Source organism: Methylocystis sp. H62 (assembly GCF_015709515.1).
Taxonomy (GTDB): domain Bacteria; phylum Pseudomonadota; class Alphaproteobacteria; order Rhizobiales; family Beijerinckiaceae; genus Methylocystis.
Map to the genome: position 1 here is coordinate 21,928 of NZ_JADNQZ010000055.1, position 20,291 is coordinate 42,218.

The 20,291-nt window shown below is 62.5% G+C and carries 19 protein-coding genes and 1 tRNA gene; 10 read left to right on the forward strand and 10 right to left on the reverse strand.

Features of this window, described 5'->3' with window-relative positions; all coding sequences use genetic code 11:
• Positions 1–125: 125 nt before the first annotated feature.
• The gene (cysQ, locus tag IYY11_RS13065; RefSeq protein WP_196404254.1) at positions 126–983 is read left to right on the forward strand and encodes a 3'(2'),5'-bisphosphate nucleotidase CysQ; all 858 of its coding nucleotides are present in this window, start codon (positions 126–128) and stop codon (positions 981–983) included.
• A 126-nt stretch (positions 984–1,109) separates the two neighbouring features.
• Positions 1,110–1,706: a DUF1134 domain-containing protein gene (locus tag IYY11_RS13070; RefSeq protein ID WP_026222785.1), complete on the forward strand. Its 597-nt coding sequence runs from the start codon at positions 1,110–1,112 to the stop codon at positions 1,704–1,706.
• Positions 1,707–1,738: 32 nt separating this feature from the next.
• Here the strand turns inward: IYY11_RS13070 and IYY11_RS13075 are convergent, their stop codons facing one another.
• Positions 1,739–2,164, reverse strand: coding sequence for a hypothetical protein (locus IYY11_RS13075; protein ID WP_196404255.1), 426 nt, complete (start codon positions 2,162–2,164; stop codon positions 1,739–1,741).
• Positions 2,165–2,458: 294 nt separating this feature from the next.
• Here IYY11_RS13075 and IYY11_RS13080 point away from each other — a divergent pair, with 294 nt between their 5' ends.
• The 4 genes from IYY11_RS13080 to IYY11_RS13095 all read left to right on the forward strand — a co-directional run bounded on the left by IYY11_RS13080 (position 2,459) and on the right by IYY11_RS13095 (position 5,975).
• Positions 2,459–3,502: a hypothetical protein gene (locus IYY11_RS13080; RefSeq protein WP_246719945.1), complete on the forward strand. Its 1,044-nt coding sequence runs from the start codon at positions 2,459–2,461 to the stop codon at positions 3,500–3,502.
• Positions 3,503–3,743: 241 nt separating this feature from the next.
• Positions 3,744–4,025 carry a YciI family protein gene (locus tag IYY11_RS13085; RefSeq protein ID WP_196404256.1) on the forward strand — a complete coding sequence of 94 codons (282 nt, stop codon included), beginning with the start codon at positions 3,744–3,746 and terminating at the stop codon, positions 4,023–4,025.
• Positions 4,025–4,438, forward strand: coding sequence for an EVE domain-containing protein (locus tag IYY11_RS13090; protein ID WP_196404257.1), 414 nt, complete (start codon positions 4,025–4,027; stop codon positions 4,436–4,438). The genes IYY11_RS13085 and IYY11_RS13090 overlap by 1 nt, the downstream gene beginning before the upstream one ends.
• Positions 4,439–4,529: 91 nt before the next feature.
• A complete protein-coding gene (locus IYY11_RS13095; RefSeq protein WP_196404258.1) occupies positions 4,530–5,975 on the forward strand; it encodes a HEPN domain-containing protein in 1,446 nt (481 codons plus the stop codon).
• Between the two features lie 12 nt (positions 5,976–5,987).
• On the opposite strand, the gene IYY11_RS13100 is transcribed toward IYY11_RS13095, so the two are convergent.
• The 3 genes from IYY11_RS13100 to IYY11_RS13110 all read right to left on the reverse strand — a co-directional run bounded on the left by IYY11_RS13100 (position 5,988) and on the right by IYY11_RS13110 (position 11,475).
• Positions 5,988–7,700, reverse strand: coding sequence for a tetratricopeptide repeat protein (locus tag IYY11_RS13100; RefSeq protein WP_196404416.1), 1,713 nt, complete (start codon positions 7,698–7,700; stop codon positions 5,988–5,990).
• A gap of 361 nt (positions 7,701–8,061) precedes the next feature.
• Complete coding sequence (sucC, locus tag IYY11_RS13105; RefSeq protein ID WP_018407248.1) at positions 8,062–9,258, reverse strand: ADP-forming succinate--CoA ligase subunit beta; 1,197 nt, start codon at positions 9,256–9,258, stop codon at positions 8,062–8,064.
• Between the two features lie 78 nt (positions 9,259–9,336).
• Positions 9,337–11,475 (reverse strand): pentapeptide repeat-containing protein, encoded by a 2,139-nt coding sequence (locus tag IYY11_RS13110; protein ID WP_196404259.1) that lies wholly within the window; start codon positions 11,473–11,475, stop codon positions 9,337–9,339.
• A gap of 393 nt (positions 11,476–11,868) precedes the next feature.
• On the opposite strand from IYY11_RS13110, the gene IYY11_RS13115 reads away from it, so the two are divergent.
• The 4 genes from IYY11_RS13115 to IYY11_RS13130 all read left to right on the forward strand — a co-directional run bounded on the left by IYY11_RS13115 (position 11,869) and on the right by IYY11_RS13130 (position 16,353).
• Positions 11,869–12,489, forward strand: a complete 621-nt coding sequence (locus IYY11_RS13115) for a methyltransferase domain-containing protein (protein WP_196404260.1) — start codon at positions 11,869–11,871, stop codon at positions 12,487–12,489.
• A 214-nt stretch (positions 12,490–12,703) separates the two neighbouring features.
• Positions 12,704–13,888, forward strand: a complete 1,185-nt coding sequence (locus IYY11_RS13120; protein ID WP_210331350.1) for a toxic anion resistance protein — start codon at positions 12,704–12,706, stop codon at positions 13,886–13,888.
• A gap of 12 nt (positions 13,889–13,900) precedes the next feature.
• Positions 13,901–14,527 (forward strand): YqiJ family protein, encoded by a 627-nt coding sequence (locus tag IYY11_RS13125; protein WP_196404261.1) that lies wholly within the window; start codon positions 13,901–13,903, stop codon positions 14,525–14,527.
• Between the two features lie 71 nt (positions 14,528–14,598).
• Positions 14,599–16,353: a flotillin family protein gene (locus tag IYY11_RS13130; RefSeq protein WP_210331351.1), complete on the forward strand. Its 1,755-nt coding sequence runs from the start codon at positions 14,599–14,601 to the stop codon at positions 16,351–16,353.
• Between the two features lie 74 nt (positions 16,354–16,427).
• Here IYY11_RS13130 and IYY11_RS13135 read toward each other — a convergent pair.
• From IYY11_RS13135 to ftsY, 6 genes are all read right to left on the reverse strand, one after another.
• Positions 16,428–16,503 (reverse strand) — tRNA-Glu (locus IYY11_RS13135).
• Positions 16,504–16,565: 62 nt separating this feature from the next.
• Positions 16,566–17,129 carry a polymer-forming cytoskeletal protein gene (locus IYY11_RS13140; RefSeq protein WP_196404262.1) on the reverse strand — a complete coding sequence of 188 codons (564 nt, stop codon included), beginning with the start codon at positions 17,127–17,129 and terminating at the stop codon, positions 16,566–16,568.
• 96 nt (positions 17,130–17,225) lie between these two features.
• Positions 17,226–18,176: a tyrosine recombinase gene (locus IYY11_RS13145; RefSeq protein ID WP_196404263.1), complete on the reverse strand. Its 951-nt coding sequence runs from the start codon at positions 18,174–18,176 to the stop codon at positions 17,226–17,228.
• A gap of 50 nt (positions 18,177–18,226) precedes the next feature.
• Positions 18,227–18,370: a hypothetical protein gene (locus IYY11_RS13150; protein ID WP_018407243.1), complete on the reverse strand. Its 144-nt coding sequence runs from the start codon at positions 18,368–18,370 to the stop codon at positions 18,227–18,229.
• 145 nt (positions 18,371–18,515) lie between these two features.
• Positions 18,516–19,118 carry a septation protein A gene (locus IYY11_RS13155; RefSeq protein ID WP_196404264.1) on the reverse strand — a complete coding sequence of 201 codons (603 nt, stop codon included), beginning with the start codon at positions 19,116–19,118 and terminating at the stop codon, positions 18,516–18,518.
• A gap of 5 nt (positions 19,119–19,123) precedes the next feature.
• Positions 19,124–20,203: a signal recognition particle-docking protein FtsY gene (gene ftsY, locus IYY11_RS13160; protein WP_196404265.1), complete on the reverse strand. Its 1,080-nt coding sequence runs from the start codon at positions 20,201–20,203 to the stop codon at positions 19,124–19,126.
• Positions 20,204–20,291 lie beyond the last annotated feature (88 nt).

The window sequence follows — 20,291 nt, forward strand, 5'->3', positions numbered from 1 at the left end:
ATGCGCGGCGGACTGACGCGGCGCGCGAATCACTGCGTTCAGGCTAAAACGAAACTAGCGGGCGCCGCGCGGATTGCAAATGACGCGCGCCTTTAATCGTAAACAGACGTTGGGGGAATCGAACGATGGCGGCGGAGAATTTTGTACAGTCGGCGGGCGCGCTCAATGACATCGAAGACCTCGCCCGCCTGTTCGCGAATATGGCGATCGCGGCCGGCGCGCTGGCGATGGAGACGCTGGCCAATGCAAACATCGAGTCGCGACTCAAAGGCGATACGTCGCCCGTGACCGAGGCGGACGAGCGGATCGAGGCCTATCTGCTCCGCGAGCTGGAAGCGGCGCTGCCCGGCGTGCCCTTTTTGGCCGAGGAGAGCGTCGCGCGTGGCATCACGCTCGGCGCCGGCGACGCCTTTTTGTTGATCGATCCGATTGACGGCACGCGCGAGTTTCTCGCCCGCAGCTCGGATTTCACCATCAATGTGGCGCTCGCGGAGAACAACGCGCCGCGCGTCGGCGCGGTTTACGCCCCGGCGCAAGGCCGCGTCTGGTTCGCCGGCGCGCAGGGCTATGAGGCGCAGGCGGTCCCCGGCGGGTCCTTGCCGCCGATGCAGGACTGGCGTCCGCTGCGCACGCGGCGGCGTCCCCCGGAAGGACTGGTCGCGTTGATTTCGAAGTCTCACCTCGACGAGGCGACGAAGACGTTTCTCTCGAAACAGCGCATCGCGCGCAGCGCGCCCGTCGGCTCCTCGATTAAATTCTGCCTGCTCGCCAACGGCGAGGCGGACGTCTATCCGCGTTTCGGACCGACGATGGAATGGGACACCGCCGCGGGCGACGCCGTGCTGCGCGCGGCCGGCGGCGTCACGCTCGATCCGGAGGGCGCGCCGCTGCGCTACGGCAAGAAGGCCGACGATTATCGCAATGGTCCGTTCGTCGCGTGGGCCGACGCGGCCGCGCTGGAAGCCGCCGCAACGCTTCCTTAACTACGGCGCGCGACTTTGGCGGGCGCAAACCCGCCTGTCGCCTTTGCGACGCAACTGCGCCGCGGGTCGGCCATCGTTGACGCCGACGCATGGCGTTTGAACACGTTCGTCCTGGAGTTCGTCGTCATGAGCAAATCTTCGTTCAACGCCGCCTCGCGCCGCGACCTGTTTCGCCTCGCCGCCGCCTCGGCCTGCGCTTGGGCGGCTCCTGGTTCTTTCGCCCGCGCGGCGCAGCGGCCCGAAACCTATTCCAGCGGTGAGATCGTCGAGAACGGCCACCGCTTCTTCGGTTCGATTTCCCGCGGCCTCGCCGAAGGCGTCGAGCGCGCATCGCGGCAGTGGGGCAGTCCAAACGCCTACATCCTCGGCGAGGAGGCGAGCGGCGCGTTCGTCGGCGGGCTCCGCTATGGCCAGGGCAGGATGTATACGCGCAACGCCGGCCAGCAGCGCGTGTTTTGGCAGGGCCCATCGATTGGCCTCGACGCCGGCGCCGACGGCGATCGGACGATGATGCTCGTTTATAATCTGCCGTCGGTCGACTCGATCTATCGGCGGTTCTCCGGCGCCGCCGGATCAGCCTATCTCGTCGGCGGCCTCGGATTCACCGCGCTCAACAGTGACGAAGTCGTCGTCATGCCGGTGCGCTCGGGACTTGGCGCGCGGCTCGGCCTCAATCTCGGCTATCTGAAATTCACGCCCGAATCGACCTGGAACCCGTTCTGATCCGATTCTCACGCGCCGACTTAAGGCGCGTCCTAAACGACCGGCTGGCGGCCCGCCCCCACGCGCGGCGGAAACGGATCGAGCGGCTCCCGGGCGACGAATCCGCAGATGCCGCAGGCCTCGTCGCCGCGCTGCCCCCGCCAGCGGCAATCATGACGAATGCTGCAGTCGTAGGCGGGACTCGGCTTCACCGGCGCAGCCGCCTTGGCGAGCAGCTGCGCGATGCGGCCGAGCAAGGCGCATCCGCCGCCGCTCCAATGCGCGCAGTCGTTTTCAACGCAAATCGGCGCGAATCGGATGCGCGCAGCCGGCGCTGCCAGCGTTTGCGCGGCGGCGAGAACGCTTTCATCCGCCGCAAGGGTGGTGGCGAAGACTCGCTCATTGGCGCCTTGCAGGCTTCTTTCGGCCGGATCGCCGACAAGGAGCGCGGGCGCGCCCGGACAGCGCATGGCGCTCATCGCCGAGCCCGCCGCAATCGCGGCGCGCCGCGCGCGCGGCCAAAACAAAAAACGCCAGCGGATAAAATCATTTGGCTTCTTCTGCTTTCCGCGAGCAACGCCCGCGGCCGTTGCGTCCGCCGTTCTGCAGCCCGCTAGGGGGAAAGTCGTCATCCAAATGGACGACGGCGAAAGCCACGGTCGCATTGCATCGCGCGCGCCGACCAACCGTAGCTCGTGCTTTGCGTTCTGCGTCATTACGTGGCAAAATCCGCAGCGCCGTCCGCCTTGAGACGGATCAAGGATTGCTGCGTCTTGATCGAACAAGCGATGTATTTCGCGCTCGGCTTCCTCGTCGCCGGGCTTTTCGCCTTGATGTTCCTCCCCGCTTTCTGGCGGCGCGCGCTTCGTCTGTCGATGCGACGGCTGCAGATGCTTGCGCCGATGTCGATGGAGGAAGTCGTCGCCGAGCGCGATCTGCTGCGCGCCGAATTCGCCGTGCGCGAGCGGCGGCTCGAGCAGGCGATGGAGGCGACGCAAGCCGCGCGGGCGCATGATCTGGCGACGGTCGGCCGCCATGTCGCGCGGATCGCCGATCTCGAAACGCAGCTCAATCGCGCCGAAGCCGACAATCGCGACATGAACCTGCGCGCCAATGAGGCGGAGAAGGTTTTGGGCGAGCGCACCGAGCTTCTGAACGCCACGGAGAGAGCGCTGCACGAAATGACCGACCGCGCCGAAGGCCGCGTCGCGCAACTGCGGCTGATTCGATCGGAGACGGCGGCGCAGGACGAAGGCGCCGGGGCTCAGCTGGACGGTTTCGTGGCGGCCTATGAGGCGCGCGTCGCGGCGCTGCATCAGCATAATAGCGAGATGCAGCGCGAGCTGCAGGTCTTGCGCGACGAGCATGTGCGCGCCGTGCAGTCGGGCGCGCGGGCCACGGAGCTTGAAGATCTGCTGACGCGCATGTCGGGCGAACTTGCCGCGACCCGCACGCTGGGCGAGACGCTCGCCGCCGAACTCGACGCGGCACGGGCGCAGCTCAAAGCCGCCGAAGAACGCCAAAAGAGCGACGGCGACCAGTTGGAAGGCGCGCTGCGCGTGGCGCGCGCCGAAGCGAACGACGCCGCCGGAAAGCTCGAATCGGCGCGCGCCGACAACGCCATGCTGCAAGGCGCCGTCGAGGCGCTGCGCGCGGAGCGGGCCAATCTGCGCCGCGCCGCCAACGGGTCCAAGGGGTTGTCCGTTGTTCCCGTCGCAGCGAGCGACGCCGAAATCGCCGCCCTGCGCGACGCCATCATCGGTTTTGGCGACCGCGTCGTCGCGCAGGAGCTCGAGGCGCCGGCGACGCGCGCCTGAAGCGCGCCTTCCCCCCAGAGAATCGGGTGAAGGATTGTTATATGCGGCTTGCGGCTTCCTCGCCCTTCGAGACGCGTGCTGCGCACGCTCCTCAGGATGAGGAAGCCCTTCAGGCGCCTTGCATTTCCCGAAGCCCTCGCCTCTTCGAACATGAAATCGTCATTTCGGCGGCGGCGCTGTTGACCCGCGGCGCGGGCTTTGGAACAAGTTGCGCCTTCGTCACGCTTACGCGAGGCCGCCTGTGCTCTTCGTCGCCCTTTGCCTGGATAAGCCCGGTCATGTCGATCTGCGCCTATCGACCCGCGCCGCGCATCTCGCCTTTCTCGAAAAGCATGCTTCGCGCGTAAAACTCGGCGGTCCGTTTCTGGACGGCGAGACCCCCGTCGGCTCCATGCTCATTCTCGACTGCGAGAACGAGGCCGCCGCCCGCGCGCTGCTCAGCGAAGACCCTTACGCCGCCGCCGGCCTCTTCGCCTCGGTGGAGCTGAAACCCTGGAAACGCGTGGTGGGAGCGCAGCTCTAGTGGCGCATTGGCTACTCAAAAGCGAGCCGTCGAGCTGGTCCTGGGATCAACAGGTCGAGGCCGCCGCCAAGGGCACGTTCTGGAACGGCGTGCGCAACCATTCGGCCAAACTCAATCTGATGGCGATGAAGAAGGGCGAAAAAGGCTTCTTCTATCATTCGAACGAGGACAAGGCGGTCGTCGGCGTCGTCGAGATCATCAAGACCTATTATCCCGACCACACCGACGAGAGCGGCAAATTCGGCATGGTCGATGTGAAGGCTGTGAAGGCGCTGAAAAAGCCGGTGACGCTTGCGCAGATCAAAGCCGAGCCGCGCCTCAAGGACATGGTCCTCGTCAACAATTCGCGCCTCTCGGTGCAGCCGGTGAGCGACGAAGAATGGCGCGTCGTGCTGGAAATGGCGGACGAGTAAAAGCTAGTTTGCGTCGACATCATGAATTTGCAAATACCCCCACAATGAACTTGTTCAACAAAGCTCGAACTTCGCTGACGCGGACCGTGGGATGACCATCTTAAACGAAAGGGGTCTTTTTTGGTGGCATCACGACCCCATCCCTGAAAAACATTTCGCTCCAGACTCCAGTGTCGCAGGTCTACTCAAAATTCACGACGATGGTCGAACAACGCTCGAGTTGGACGGGTGTTTAACGCGCGAGAATGGCATCAAGCTCTTTCTTGGCCAAGACGATGCTTGGTTAGACGGAAAACAAATCCAAGGCATTTTGAAGGGAACTAATAATCATGTGCTGCTAAGCGAACTTTCGCGTTATGGTGGCAGATACGGTAGCGGTCTTTCCTATGAGAACTACTTCGCTGCAGAATGTTTATTAAGCGATCTCTTGACTCGGCCCTTCAAGCATTTGGCTTTCAAAGAGTTTGAGATAAATTTGGAAGGATTCGAAGGATGGCTGCGACTGGGGTCGATAAAAATAATAAGAAATAAATCAAGCCTATCGGTCCGGCACCAGGTTCCCAAGCAAGTCAATTACACTCTTGAAGGCGGAGCCAAACTGAAAATAAAATTCGGTATCCTGGCACCAATTCAAGGGAGCCATAAGGATAATAAACTTGAATTACAGGAAAGCGCAACTTTGGTCTATTCTCAGCGAACGACAATGGTTTTGAATGACGTAAAGCGTATATTCAATTCTCTAGATGATTTGTTCACATTGCTCACAGATTCCGAATATCCTCTTGCTTGGCCTTCCGTACTGCTTAAGATAAAATCCATGCCATACCCAATTAAATTTAAATTCTATTTTGTTCGGATCGTAGACAATTCAGACCCACCAAGTCCACCAGAGAGTCACACCTGTCCGACGAACTTTTTGCAGCTCCGGGACCGTTTTGGAGAAATCGTCTCCCGTTGGCTTAGCAAGAAGGAAAAAATTGGCTCAGGGTTTTATTTATACACTGGTCTCCGTCGAGGCATGAGGCTCTACACTGAACACCAATTCGTGAGCCTGGTATGGGGCCTCGAATCTTTCCATAGGAGTACGGAATTTACGCGAGCGCCGCTAAAAAAACTGGAGGATAAGATCGCTCGCATACTTCAGCAGATTACATGCCGTAGAGACAGAGAATGGGCAAAACGACAATTGCGCGCCGAGCCGAGTCTGGAAGCTCGGTTATTTGAGGTTCTTTCGACCGTTAAAATCGATATGAGCCCCGACAAGCTGCGTATCTTTTGCTGCGAATGTGCCAAACGTCGCAATGACCTGTCGCACTTTGGAGCGCCGCAGGATCAAGACGTCAGCCCACCATCATTCTATGAAGATTTACAGAAAAAGATCGGCGCACTTTCTATTTTATACCACTTGTTGATACTGACTGAAATCGGCATTGAGGAAGATTCCGTAAGGTCGTGGGTAAATCAAGGTTTTCGTTCCTACCGAATAAAAAATACCCTGATCGAAGCCGGACTGCTGCATGAGGATACGATGTCCTAACAGCAAAGTTCCCTACCCGCCGTTCTGCGCCGCCTTGTCATGGGCGAGCGTCGGCGCGTCCGACATGCCGTGGTTGATCTTATCGACGATCTTCGGCAGTTCGTCGGGCTCGGGATTGAGGTCGCGCGCATGGTTCCACTGGAAGTGCGCTTCGAGCTTGCGGCCCACGCGCCAATAGGCGTCGCCGAGATGATCATTGATCACCGGGTCTGACGGCTTCAGGTCGATCGCCTTCTCCAATTCGCGCACGGCGTCGTCATAGCGCCCCAGGCGGTAATAGGCCCAGCCGAGACTGTCGACGACATAGCCGTCGCGCTGCCGCAGATCGACGGCGCGGCGCAGCATCTTGAAGGCTTCGTCGAGATTGGAGCCCTTGTCGACCCAGGAATAGCCGAGATAGTTCAACACCAGCGGCTGGTCGGGGTTGAGATCCAGCGCCTTCTTCAGATCGGCTTCCGCTGCCGGCCAATCCTTGCGCCGTTCATTGGCGATGCCGCGATAATAGTAGAGCAGCCACAGACTCTTGTCCGCCTTGGACCGCAAATCGAGCACGCGCGTATAGGTCACGGCGGCGTCGGCGAAAGCCTTGCGCGAGCGCTGAAGATTGCCGAGCGCCGTCAACGCCTCCTGATTCTTGGGGTTGGCGGCGACGATCGCGGAGAGATTATCGCTCGCCTCTTTGGTTTTGCCGAGCGTCTCCAGCAGCAGCGCCGCCTGCACGTCGGCGTTGACGCGCAGCGGACTGTCTTTGGGCACGCTTTGATAAAGATCGATGGCGGCCTCTTCCTGCTTCATCCGCTCATAGACGTCGCCGAGCGTGACGATGGCGAGAGCGTTCTCCGGCGCAAGATGCAGCGCGAGGCGCAGATAGATGAGCGAGGCGAGATCGTCGCCCTGACGGCCGCCGACGGCGCCCAGCCCGTACAGCACTTCACCCGCGCCTTCGTCGGCGGTGCGCACGAAGGCCGGCAGCGGCTTGCCCTCCTCGAGCGCGGCGAGGCCGGCGACGACGATCGGGTGATTGGGCGCGACCTCGTCGAAGGCGAGGTAGAGCTGCTTCGCCTCGTCGCGGCGTCCGTGGGTCGCGAGAAAGCGCGCATAGGCGTCGACAAGCCGCAGCGTGTTCTTTTCGGCGGCATAGGCGGACTTGAAGCGCTTTTCAGCCTCCGCCTTGTCGCCGCCGAGATCGGCTATCAGACCCGCATGATAGTCGCGAAACACCACGAAGGCGTCGTCGGTCAGCGTATCGAGCGTTGCGAGGGCGCGACGCGTGTCCTTGGCCCCGGCGTAACTCCAAGCCGAGAGCAGCGTCGAGGTGATGTCGCGGCGACGGTCGCCGCCGCCCTTGGCGAGTTCGGCGCGCGCGGCGGCGTATTTGCGAGTCTTAATCAGATCGACGCCGCGGGCGAGATGCGCGAGCCCGTTCGTGCGGTCATGCGCGATCACGCGGCCGGTCAGCGAGAGGGCCTCCGACATATTGCCGTTGGCGAGCGCCGCGACGAAGGCGCGGTCGGCGAGATCGGTGTTCTTGGGATCGTCGCGCAAGGCCTCGCGGAAGAAGGTCGAGGCGGCGAGCGTGTCGCGCTGCGCGCCGGCGACGATGGCCGCGAGATAATTGCCCGACAGGCTGGAGCCGACCTCGAAAGGCCGCGCGACGACGATATTTTCCCGCGCCGCGAGGCTGCTGTCGCAGGAGAGCCCGAACGCGCCGGAGCCCGCAACCAAGAGGCACGACAGACGCGCCAGAGCGCGTCTCGCGCGGCTGGCCGGAGACGCAAACAGAAGAGCTGATTTGGGCACTGGCGCTTCCCTAAAAGGCGACGATCGCGCGCGAAGGCCGCCCCACGGGGAACAGCGGCCTAAAAGTCCAAGGTCGCGCCTAAAGATGGCCCTTTTGGGCCGATGACGCAAGGCGGAAGAGAAAGGGGCGATTGATCAAGGCGACTTAAGCGCGACTTTCCCAGAAAGATCCAAGCCGCAGCCCCGCGCCGCTTCCGGAGACGCGCGACTCCTTCTCCCGTTTACGGGAGAAGGAAGAACCCAAAGATTGCGCGACGGCGGTCGAGGAGCGGTGGTTTCGCGAAACTTACGCCTGTCTGATCGCGGCGACGATCTTTTGCGCCGCGTCGTCGAGGTCGTCGGCGGGAATGACGTTCAGCCCCGACTCATTGATGATCTTCTTGCCGAGATCGACGTTGGTGCCCTCGAGCCGCACGACGAGCGGCACTTTGAGGCCCACTTCCTTCACGGCCGCGATCACGCCTTCCGCGATGGTGTCGCAGCGCATGATGCCGCCGAAGATATTGACGAGAATGCCCTTCACGTTCGGATCGGCGGTGATGATCTTGAACGCGGCCGTGACCTTCTCGGTCGTGGCGCCGCCGCCGACGTCGAGGAAGTTCGCCGGAAACTCGCCGTAGAGCTTGATGATGTCCATCGTCGCCATGGCGAGGCCGGCGCCATTGACCATGCAGCCGATATTGCCCGGGAGCGAAATATAGGCGAGGTCGTATTTCGACGCCTCGATCTCCTTCTCGTCCTCCTCGCTCTTGTCGCGCAGCTCGACCATGTCGGGATGGCGGTAGAGCGCATTGTTTTCAAAGCTGACCTTGGCGTCGAGGCAGCGCAGCTTGCCATCCTTGGTGACGATCAGCGGATTAATCTCCAGGAGCTCCATGTCCTTGGCCACAAACGCGGCGTAGAGCTTTTCGGTCAGCGCGCCCGCCTGCTTGGCGAGATCGCCGGTGAGGCCGAGCGCGGCGGCGACCTGGCGGCCGTGATGCGGCATCAGCCCCGTCGCCGGATCGACCGAGAAGGTCACGATCTTCTCGGGCGTGTCATGCGCCACCTTCTCGATGTCCATGCCGCCTTCGGTCGAGACCACATAGGCGATGCGCGACGTCGCGCGGTCGATCAGCATCGACAGGTAGAATTCCTTGTCGATCGCGGCGCCGTCTTCGATGTAGAGGCGGTTGACCTGCTTGCCGGCCTCGCCGGTCTGCTGCGTGACGAGCGTCGCGCCCAGCATCTCTTTGGCGAAGGCTTCGGCCTCGTCGATCGACTTGGCGATGCGCACGCCGCCCTTGTCGCCGGCGCTCGCTTCCTTGAACTTGCCCTTGCCGCGCCCGCCGGCGTGGATCTGCGCCTTCACCACATAGACCGGGCCGGGGAGCTTTTCAGCCGCCGCGCGCGAATCTTCGGCGCGCAGCACGGCGAAGCCTTCAGCGACGGGCGCGCCGAACTCGCGCAGAACGGCCTTGGCCTGGTACTCGTGGATGTTCATGGGCTCTGTCTCCCTGGCGCAATGGCGCGCCGGCGCGGCGAAAAATCGCGCTCAATGGGCATAGGCGGAGCCGTTTCGTCAAGGCGGCGCGGGGACGCGGGCCGAACTGCGGCTGTTGTCTTTGGCGGGCGCTTTGGGCGGTGCGGCGGAGGGAGATGCGACAGGGGAGGCGTACCGCTCATTCGCTGCGGCGGGCGACAGCGCCGGCGGATATTTATTCAGCGCCGCCGCCTTGATCTCCTGCAGGCGCTCCTTGTCGGCGTCCGTCAGCGCAGTCGACACGGGGCAATCCTTTCCCGTAAGAATGTCCTCGATCAGCGCTGGTGCCTCTTGGCCGGTGGCGGTGAGACGCCCGTTCGTCGCGAGTCCGCGCAAAATTTGGATGGCGTTCGCCTCGGAGGCGCAGATCAATGGGCGCAGCAGCATCGCGAGTACCTGCTCATAGGTCGCCTCGTCAGTGCGAGCGCCTTCTATAACCTCGCGCACTTTTGGCACCGCCGCCGCATTTGCTTTGCAAGGTGCAAGATCATCCCCGCTTTTCTTGCAGTCAAGCCGTGCGATGCGCCTTAGCGTGTCATCGCGTGCAGCGCCTTGTGGGACCTCCTTCTCAATCATCTTGCGCAGTTCGTCATATGTATTAGCGGTCCATGGCTCATCGTACCCAAAAAAGCCATCGAAGCTATAATTCACAGCTTTCCATTTCTGCTGGATGAAGCGGATCGGCTTCATCGAACCAGCGTACAATTCATCCCAATACGTACGCCACAGATAGGTGCCTTCGAGCCACGCGCCCTGGAGCTGCGCCCAAACCAGCGTGGCGCCTTGAAGCTGCGCTTCATAGAGCGACGCGCCCTGAAGCCGCGCTTTATAGAGCAACGCGCCCTGAAGCTGCGCTTTATAGAGCGACGCGCCATGAAGCTGCGCTTCATCGAGCGACGCGCCCTGAAGCCGCGCGTTACTGAGAGACCCGCCCTGAAGCCCCGCGTTACTGAGAGAAGCGCCCTGAAGCCGCGCATCATTTAGTTTCGCGCCCTGGAGCTGCGCCAAAAGCAGCGACGCGCCTTGAATCTGCGCCAGAACGAGCGACGCGCCCCTCAACCGGGCTTCGCTAAGGTCGGCTTTTTTCAGCTTCGCCCGGTCAAGCAAACTGCCGTCGAGACTTGCCCCACGCAGATCGATATTGTCGAGCCGCGCGTCGCGCAGATCGGCATGTTCGAGACGACGATGTTTGAGGCTGAAACTGTATGGCTTCCAATCAAGCTTGTCCGGGCCTTCGACTCCCAGCGCTGCGTAAATGTCAAATTCGCGCAATCGCAGCGTATTTACGGGCCAGTTTCCAGTAACGCGCTCTTTCTCGTCACTTTTGAGCGCGTCGACCTTGCCGAATACGAATTCGGTGGCCGTGGTGATCCTGCGTTCGAGCTTCTGCGGCAGCCGGAAAGGCCAGTCATCCCACTCGCCGGGGAAAGTAGCAATGACCACGGAAAAAATAGCGACCAGCGCTGTCGCCAATTGAGAGCCTATTCTTCGAAAGAACCATAGAAAGTCGTCCCAACCTTTCATCCATCGGTCCAGATGCTTCGGTTTGCTTCGGTCGCGGCCGGCGAGGATTTTCATCCACAGCCACCAGATGACGCCAAGATCGGCGCAAAGAACAACGCGGTGCAGCCAGGTCACGCGCGTGTCGTGATAGGGGAGAAACTGCAATTGCAGCAGTAACAGGACGAGGACCGGCGCACCGACCAGAGTCGTCCAGGCGATGATCCAGAGCATGACGCCAAAAGCGCTTTCGCGGATGTCGGTCGGCCCGGCGAGAAACTGCACAAAGACATTGATCGGCAGCTGCTGGCGCAGGCCCTCTCGGATCGCATGGTCGTTGTCGACCTCGGCATTGACTTTGGCGGTAAGGCGGTCGTGAAAGGCTTTCGCCTTGTCCGACAGCATAGCGAAATGTGCGAGCACGTAAGCGTGGACGATCAGGAACAGAATCGGCGCTAAGACAAAGAAAGCCTTCAGTGGCAGCTTGATGTTGAGAAACGGAAGATCGACCGGGCTTTCGAGCAGGAGTTCCTTATGCGTTACCGCTCCGGCCGCGATCGCGATGTAAAACAACAGAAAGATGTATGAGAGCCAAAGCGGCGCGCCGACCGCCGCGGCGTCCGAGACAGATTTTTGAATGGCGTCGAGATCATCCGCCTTTTTTTTGATCGCGGCCACTTCTTCAGCGGAAATTTTGTCGCTCGAACGTGATTTAGAGCGCTCGGCGAAAGCCATCGCCCGCTGCAATCGAGATCTTCGCAATTCTTCCGACGCCATCGCGCCTACCCCGGCAATAACGGCAATTTTGCGCCTAAGACGCCGCTTTGGGCAAGAGGTCGGCGAGAGCGAATAGCGATCACTCGAGAACAACCGCGCCGCTTGGAACAATCCCGAGCGCCGGCGGTTCAATGACACGGAGCTCCCCTCTCCCCTCTTCGACTGCGCTCGGCCAACCTGGCCGGGCGCTTTTTCTTGAGCCGAGGCGTTTGGCGATCGGCGTGAGGGCGTCCCTCCCTTGCCTGGGATCGATCCCTATGATCGAGTGAGAAAGCTCAGCCCCATGCGCGCGTGATGACCAGCATCGAAAATCCCTTCGGCGAAGGCGCCCAAAAATATTGGGATCGTCGTTACGAGCTGTTTTCGAAATGGGATGAGGGCGTCGAAACCGACGAGGTGGGGCTGTTCTCCGTCAAGCCGGAGCGCTTTGCGCTGGAGATCGGCAATCTCCTGAGCGGTCACACCGTGCTGGACGCCTTTTGCGGCATCGGCGGCTCGGCGATCGCATTCGCCCGATGCGGCAAGCGCGTCATCGCCGTCGACATTGACCGCGACAGGCTGTCCATGGCGAAGCATAACGCCGAGATCTATGGCGTCTCGCAAAACATCGAATTCATTCATGACGACGTCATGGAGGCCTATCCCAAGCTCTCATTCGATGCGCTGAATGTTGACCCGCCCTGGGGCGGACCGGACTACTTCAAGAAGGCGCGCTTCGGCTGGCGGGATTTTTCGCCAAACCCGCTGCCGCTCATTCGGGAAGCGATCCGTTCGGGGATCGCCGTCGCCATCGGACTGCCGGCGAATTTTTCAGAAGGCGAACTGCGCGAACTGCCGCCTGAAACCATTGTGCGAGAGTCTCGGGACGCAACGCGCGTTCTCTTTCGGACGGCCTATTATCCGCCCGTGGCGTGAGGTTTATGCCTTCCTCTGCAATGTTTCAAAATGATTCGAATTACAGCCCCGTATCGTGAAATAATTGGACGAGACGCCGCATATCTGCAAATCTGGCGAACCACGAACCCCGAGCGCCCGCTTTGTGGGGCCCCGGCTTGCCAAGACCCAGCTGACGGCACAGATTTGCGTCCGCACGATTCCGTTTGGCCATTTTGAATGGACGATTCTCTCTGTGAGCGATGGATTTAAACTGGCCCCGCCTGAACCTGCGCCAGCCGTGCCGGCCGAGAAGGCGATTGGCTTGGTCCCGGTCGACGAAGAACAAAAGTCGAAACTGAAGGGGCGAGTCGTCGAATTCGTGGACGACCTCGTCGCGCAGGATTGTCATTCGCCCGAATTCGGCCGGCGCGTCGACCAGATCACCAATTTGGGCCGTCGCGAAATTTCCGAAGCTGCGAACCACTCAAACCGTTTCCTGCATCGGCCGGTCCGCGCGATGGATGAGACGTCGAGCCTGGGCGCCGACGTTGCCGAGCTGCGCCGCACCGTCGAGGATCTCGATCCGCTCCGGCAGGGCGACCTCTTCGCCCCGCGCAGGCTGTTTGGCGTTATCCCGTTCGGCAACCGGCTCCGCGGCTATTTCGACGCTTACAGGAGCGCGCAAAGCCACATCGCGACGATCCTTGCCCGCCTGAAGAGCGGCAAGGACGAATTGCTGAAGGACAACACCGCGATTGATGTGGAGCGGCAGAATTTGTGGGTCGCGCTCGGTCGGCTCGAGCAGATGATCTTTATGTCGAAGGCGCTCGACCTCGAACTCGAGTCCCGTGCGGCGGATCTCGATGCGACTGATCCGGCCAAGGCGAAAGCGTTACGCGAAAGCGCCTTGTTCTATCTGCGTCAGCGGACTCAGGATTTGCTGACTCAAATGGCGGTCAGCGTGCAGGGCTATCTCGCCCTTGATCTCGTGAAGAAAAACAACATCGAGCTCATCAAGGGCGTGGACCGCGCGTCCACCACCACGGTCGGCGCGCTGCGCACCGCCGTAACGGTCGCGCAGGCGCTGACGAACGAGAAGCTGGTGCTCGATCAGATTGGCGCGCTCAACGCCACGACCGCGAATATCATCGACAGCACGGGTCAGATGCTGCGTGATAATACGGCGCGAATCCATGAGCAGGCGTCCAGCGCCACGATCCCCCTCGAAACGCTCCGCCGCGCCTTCCAGAATATCTACGACACGATGGACAGCATCGATTCCTTCAAAGCGCAGGCGCTTGAGAACATGAAGCAGACGGTCGCGGCTCTGGAAAGCGAAGTCGACAAATCGAAGGCCTGTATTGCCCGCGCCCATGGCCAGACGGAAACGCAGTCGGCCGGCATACGCGCTGGCGGATTGCTCGACGCGCTTGAGTGAGGCGCAGCGAGAATGATCGAGTCGTTCCTTCTGCCGGAGAATCTGCCGTTCAGCGTCGCCATCGCGCTGATGGTGTTGCTGGGGCTCGTGCAGGTCCTTGGTCTTGGCGACGTGATCGACGGCGACGCCGGGATCGATACGCCGGGGAGCCTGACGATCGATGCGGGGCTGCTTTCCCTGATAGGGCTACGGCGCTTGCCATTTCTGATGTGGGCGATGCTGCTGCTGACGGCATTCGGACTGATCGGCCTCGCCGGCCAGCAGGCGCTCGCCGCGTTGACCGGACACACGCTGTCGGCATGGCTTGCCGGCCCCATCGCGGCGCTGGCCGCGCTCCCGGTGACGGGAGCGCTCGCACGTCCGCTCGCCGCCATTATGCCGCGCGACGAAACCACCGCGATCGACCTCGTCGCGCTGGTCGGAAGAGAAGCGGAGATTGTCATCGGCAGAGCCGCGAAGGGCAATCCAGCGCGCGCGCGCGTCGTCGATCATTTTGGCCAGACGCATCACGTCATGGTCGAGCCGGACAATGACGGGCAGACCTTCGGCGAGGGCGAACGTATCCTTCTTGTCCGACAGGAAGGCGAAAACTTTCGCGCGATCACGCGCGGCGACGCATACTTGCCTCAACTCGACTGAGTTGGAGCAAAACCTGGCGGAATCGGCCAACGTCAGGCCGTATCGGATTCCCTGTATTTGGAGCGGCGAACATGATTCCCTTCAACGTCATCAAAACAGCGCAAGAGGCCATCACCCTGGCCGAACTGCCCGCCTTGCAAATTCAAAGTGATAAGATGGATGCTCATCTGATCCAGATCGGCGTTTACGCCGTTATCCTTCTCTTCCTGCTGCTGACATTCGGCCTGATCATCACCCGCTTGTACAAGCGGGCTTCGAAGCAGATTGGATTTGTCCGCACCGGGTTCGGCGGCGAGAAGGTCGTGATGAATGGCGGCGCGCTGGTTCTGCCGGTGCTGCATGAAACCATGCCGGTGAACATGAACACCGTGCGCCTCGCCGTCGAACGCAAGAACAGCGACGCATTGATCACGCTCGACCGGCTTCGCATCGACGTAAAGGCGGAGTTCTATGTGCGCGTGCGACCTGACTCGGCGGCGATCGCGATGGCGGCGCAAACGCTCGGCGCGCGCACCATGCAACCCGAGGCGCTCAAGGATCTCGTCGAAGGCAAGTTCGTCGACGCGCTGCGTTCTGTGGCGGCCGGCATGACGATGAACCAGTTGCACGAACAGCGCGCCGACTTCGTACAGAAGGTGCAGCAAGTTTCGTCGTCAGACCTTGCGATGAACGGCCTCGAACTTGAATCGGTCTCGCTGACCGGACTGGACCAGACCTCGATCGAACATTTCAACGCCAATAACGCATTCGACGCGGAAGGCCTCACCAAGCTCACCGAGCAGATCGAAATGCGCAGGAAGACGCGAAACGATATCGAACAGGACACGCGTGTCCAGATCGAGACGAAGAATCTCGAGGCCGAGCGGCAGTCGCTGCAGATCAAACGCGAAACGGAGTTTGCGTTGCTGGAGCAGACAAGAGAGATCGAAATTCGCCGCGCCGAGCAGGCGGCCGAGATCGCGCGCGAGCAGTCGCAGCGCAACCGCGAGGCGGACGAAGCGCGCATTCTCGCCAAGCAGCAGGTCGACGCCAAGCAGATCGAGGCGGATCGCACAATCCAGGAAGCCAAGATCGCGCAGCAGCAGGCTGTCGAGCTCGCCCGGCAGGAACAGCAGATCGCCGTTCAGAACAAGAGCCGCGAGGAAAGCCAGGCCAAAGCCGAGGCCGACGCCGCGCGCGCCAAGGCGGTGGCGGCGGAGGAGCAGGTCGTCACCAGCCGCGAGACCGAAGTGGCCGAACGCGCCAAGCGGATCGAACTCATCGAAGCCGCGAAGGAAGCCGAACGTTCGGCGATCTCGATCAGGGTCGAGGCGGAGGCGGAGAAGGACGCCGCCGCCAATCGCGCCGCCGCGACGAAGCTCACGGCGGAAGGCGAGGCGGAGGCCGAGAAGTTGCGGGCGGACGCCGCCCGGGTCCGCTTCGAAGTCGAGGCGGCGGGCCAGCGGGCCGTCAACGAGGCGGCCAATTTGCTCTCGTCCAATCAGGTGTCCCTGCAGATGAAGCTCGCGCTGCTGAAGGTTCTGCCCGAGATCGTGCGCGAGTCGGTCCGGCCTTTGGAGGCGATCGACTCGATCAAGATCGTGCAGGTCGACGGCATCACGCGCGGACCGTCACAGGTCGGCAATGGCGGGGTCAGCAACGGCTCGGGGAATCTCGCCCATGACGCAGTTACTGCAGCGCTGGCCTATCGCGCGCAGGCTCCGGTGATTGACGGCCTGATGAAGGAGTTGGGCCTCTCCGGCGCGTCGCTCGAGTCGTTGATGGAGGGCGCGGCCGCCGCCAAGCTGCAGGCCGATCCCGCGGGGGGAGGCGAGATAAGAGGGTGAGCAGACAAAATCAGAGGAGGCGCGACTCATCGCCTCCCTAATTTCTGGCGCGTTTTTCGGTCGGTGGCGGGTGATGGCGCTCCCTAGGGGAATCGAACCCCTGTTTTCGCCGTGAGAGGGCGACGTCCTAGACCGCTAGACGAAGGGAGCGGGAAGGAGCGTTCTATAGACCGCCGCCGCCCGCCGGGCAAGCGGTCGCGCGAAGCTCAGCCTCACCCGCCCGACGAAGTTTTGCGGCCGAGCAGCGTGCGCGTCGCGACGCGCTTCTCATCGCCGGCGGCGGCGAGATAGAGCGCGCCCTTGGCGCCCTTGGCGCCGCGCACCGCCTCGTTGATGCGATCGATCGAAGAGGGTTTCGGCGGCGCGCCGGCAATCTCCACGCGTTCAGCGGCGGGCTTGGCCGCTGGCGCGGCCTTCGCGGCGCGATAATCTTCGATCGCGGTCAGTTCGCCGGCGATCACGGCGCCCTTCTCCAGCTCGATCTCGCCATAGGTGATCTTGCCCTCGACGCGTCCGGTGGCGCGCACGACGAGCAGCTGCTTGATCTCGATATGATCGGAAATCCAGCCGCTGACGTCGGCTTCCGTGGCGCTGACCTTGCCGCGGATGACGCCGCCCTGCCCCACCTGAATGACGCGCGCGGAGACGTCGCCCTCGATCGCGCCGTCGACGATGATGAGATCCGAGGCGGAGATTTCGCCCTTGAACGTCACGCCGGCGCCGATATAGGCGACATTCTCTTCCTCGGGCCGAAAGTCCATCGCGTTCTTCGCCATCGCCAAGCTCCTCGGTCGCGCAACTGCGCGGAAAAGCTTACGTTGAGCGCGTCTCAACATTCAATGGAAAAAGCGCCCAAGGCGGCTCAGCGCGACTCAACCCTTTTCCGTCGTCTCCGACAGCGGATGCAGATCGCGCACCATCGCCCGCATGCGCTCGTCGAGCACATGCGTATAGATCTGCGTCGTCGAGATGTCCGCGTGGCCGAGCAGTTCCTGAACCACACGCAGATCGGCGCCGTTCTGCAGCAGATGGCTCGCAAAGGCGTGGCGCAGCGCATGCGGATGCATGTCGGCCGCGGGCAGGCCGGCGGCGCGCGCCAGCGCCTTGAGATCGCGCGCGAAGGCCTGTCGGGTGAGATGACCGCTGTCGCTGTCGGCGGGGAAGAGAAAGCTCGAGCCGGCGCGCTCGGGCGCCATCTCCTCGAGCAGTTTGCGGTAGGAAAGCAGCGCGCGGCGCGCGCGATCGGTCAGCGGCGCCAGGCGCTCACGTCCGCCCTTGCCGCGAATGGCGATGAAAGGATCGCGCGAATGCGCGGCGCTTTTTGGCAGCGAGACAAGTTCCGAGACGCGCAGGCCGGTGGCGTAAATCGTTTCGAGCAGCGCATAGAGGCGCGCCGCCCGCAGCCGCTCGCCAGCAGGCCGCGTTTCGTCATCGAGCCCTTCACTCGCGACCGCAAGCAGCCGATCGATTTCCGCCGTGGAGAATACGCCGGGCGCGCTGCGCCGCATCCGTGGTCCGTCGAGCGCCGAGGCCGGGTCGTCGCCGCGATGGCGGTCGACGTAGAGAAACTTGTGGAACTGGCGAATCGCCGAAATGCGCCGCGCCACCGTCGCCGCCGACATGCCGCGCGGCTCCAATGAGGCGAGATAGGCGCGGATTTCGTCCGTCGTCGCAACGCCGGGATCGCGGCCGTTCGCGGACAGATGCGCGAGGTAATCCGAAAGATCGCGCCGATAGGCGTCCTGCGTATTGCGCGCCGCGCCGCGCTCGGCGGCGAGCATGTCGAGAAAGGCGTCGAGCTGGCGCGCTGCGCCGGCTTTCATGCGCTTAACTCCCCAGCGTCATTCCGCACCGGCGTCACGAATGACAGCCTTCACTTGTTCAACCGCTGCGCCGGGATCGTATAGGTCATCTGGCGCGGTTGCGGCGTCACATAAGCGACGAGGGCGACCATGACGCCGTAGGCGATCGCGACGATGGCGCCGACGACGATCAGAAAGCGGATGAGACTCGGCAAGGATTCGACTCAGCCCCCATAAACCCGAAGACTCTCTTCGCCCGAACGCGCGTCGATTGCAACCCGCGCGATGGTCGGCGCCCATGCGCTTGAAATCATCGGCGCGTGCGGCGACGCCGATCCCGTTCAACGGCGCGCGCGCAAATCAGAAATGCGTTTCGGGATCTTCGTCCTCGGGGCGAATTTCGTGGCGCATGATGAGCGGCGCCTGCGACAGCGCGAAGACGAGCGTCAGCGGCAAAATGCCGAAGACCTTGAAATTCACCCAGTCGTCGGTCGTCAGAATGCGGCGCAGGACTTCATTGAGCCCAGCAAGCGCGAAAAAGAACAGGCCCCAGCGTATGGTGAGCTTGCGCCATCCCGCGTCGTCAATGTGGATCGCCATGTCGAAGACGATCGGCAGCAGCAACTTGCCGAAATAGAGCGCGCCGATGAGGCCGGCGCCGAACAGCGTGTAAAGGATCGTCACCTTCAGCTTGATGAAGGTTTCGTCGTGCAGAAAATAGGTGAGCGAGCCGAAGACCAGCACCAGCACGGCGGTGACCACCGGCATCGCCGGCAGATGTCGGGTGATCGCCCATGAGACGGCAAGCGTCAGGACGACGCCGGCCATCAGCACGCCGGTCGCGGCGAAAATCCCGTATCTGGAATTGATGACGAAGAACAGCAGCAGCGGTCCGAGTTCCAGTCCGAGCTTCAGCCAGGGATTGAGCTTTCGTTTTGCCGCGATGGCCGTTTCCTGCGTCATCTCTCTTAGCTTTCCGCCTCTGACGTTTCTTCAAGCCCTGCAATCGCCCGTGCGAAGTCGCGCGCCGCGAACGGCTCCAGATCGTCGGCGCTTTCGCCCACGCCGATAAAGTGGATCGGCAGGCCGTAAGTCTCGGCGATCGCGACCAGAATGCCGCCCCGCGCGGTGCCGTCGAGCTTGGTCATCACCAGGCCGGTGACGCCGGCGACCCGCTCGAAAACCTCCACCTGCTGCAGCGCGTTCTGTCCGACGGTGGCGTCGAGCACGAGCAACACCGCATGCGGCGCCTCGGCGTCGGCTTTTTTCATTACGCGGACGATTTTTTCAAGCTCGGCCATCAACTCGGCGCGATTTTGCAGCCGCCCCGCCGTGTCCATGAGCAAAATATCGGCGCCCTGTTCTTTCGCGCGCTTGATCGCGTCGAAGGCGAGCGCCGCCGCATCGGCGCCTTCCGCGCCCGAAACGACTTCGGCGCCGAGCCGCGCGCCCCAGACCTCGAGCTGCTGGACCGCGGCGGCGCGGAAGGTGTCGCCCGCCGCAAGCACGACCGTCTTGCCCTCGCCGGTCCATTTTGCGGCGAGCTTGGCGATGGTCGTCGTCTTGCCCGAGCCGTTGACGCCGACGACGAGAATGATGAAGGGCGTCTTGCTGTCGTCGACGACGAGCTCTTCGGCGACCGGCGCCAGCACGCGCTCGACTTCGCGCGCGAGGATTTCGCGCACCTCCTCGGGCTCGATGTCGCGCTCGTAGCGCGCCTTGCCGACCGCCGCGGTGATGCGCGTCGCGGCGCCCACGCCCAGATCGGCCCGCAGCAGCACGTCTTCGAGCTCCTCGAGCGTCAGCGCGTCGAGCTTGCGCTTGGTGAAAACGTCGGCGACGCCCTGGGTGATCGCCTGCGAGGTGCGCGAGAGGCCGCCGGACAGGCGCGACCACCAGGAGCGCTTTACTTCCTGCGGCGCCTCTTGCTCAGGCGCCTCTTGCTCAGGCGCCGGCTCGGGCGCCGCTTCGGGCGCGGGCGAGCTCTGGCCGCCGCCAAACAGGCGGGAGAACATGCCGCGCTTTTTACCTTCGGTTTCCTGGCTCATTCACCGGATGGCCTACACGAGTTGCGCTAAAAGGGCCAGCGGGCGGAGCCCCCCGCGATGCGCGTGGCGCCAATGCACGAGACGCCCG

What these genes read in the sequence shown, in the direction of transcription:
- sucC (WP_018407248.1), bottom strand. Translation starts at nt 9,258, where the DNA reads ATGAACATCCACGAGTACCAGGCCAAGGCCGTTCTGCGCGAGTTCGGC.
- cysQ (WP_196404254.1), top strand. Translation starts at nt 126, where the DNA reads ATGGCGGCGGAGAATTTTGTACAGTCGGCGGGCGCGCTCAATGACATC.
- IYY11_RS13095 (WP_196404258.1), top strand. Translation starts at nt 4,530, where the DNA reads ATGACCATCTTAAACGAAAGGGGTCTTTTTTGGTGGCATCACGACCCC.
- IYY11_RS13115 (WP_196404260.1), top strand. Translation starts at nt 11,869, where the DNA reads ATGACCAGCATCGAAAATCCCTTCGGCGAAGGCGCCCAAAAATATTGG.
- IYY11_RS13075 (WP_196404255.1), bottom strand. Translation starts at nt 2,164, where the DNA reads ATGAGCGCCATGCGCTGTCCGGGCGCGCCCGCGCTCCTTGTCGGCGAT.
- IYY11_RS13130 (WP_210331351.1), top strand. Translation starts at nt 14,599, where the DNA reads ATGATTCCCTTCAACGTCATCAAAACAGCGCAAGAGGCCATCACCCTG.
- IYY11_RS13125 (WP_196404261.1), top strand. Translation starts at nt 13,901, where the DNA reads ATGATCGAGTCGTTCCTTCTGCCGGAGAATCTGCCGTTCAGCGTCGCC.
- IYY11_RS13155 (WP_196404264.1), bottom strand. Translation starts at nt 19,118, where the DNA reads ATGACGCAGGAAACGGCCATCGCGGCAAAACGAAAGCTCAATCCCTGG.
- IYY11_RS13070 (WP_026222785.1), top strand. Translation starts at nt 1,110, where the DNA reads ATGAGCAAATCTTCGTTCAACGCCGCCTCGCGCCGCGACCTGTTTCGC.
- IYY11_RS13145 (WP_196404263.1), bottom strand. Translation starts at nt 18,176, where the DNA reads ATGAAAGCCGGCGCAGCGCGCCAGCTCGACGCCTTTCTCGACATGCTC.
- ftsY (WP_196404265.1), bottom strand. Translation starts at nt 20,203, where the DNA reads ATGAGCCAGGAAACCGAAGGTAAAAAGCGCGGCATGTTCTCCCGCCTG.
- IYY11_RS13140 (WP_196404262.1), bottom strand. Translation starts at nt 17,129, where the DNA reads ATGGCGAAGAACGCGATGGACTTTCGGCCCGAGGAAGAGAATGTCGCC.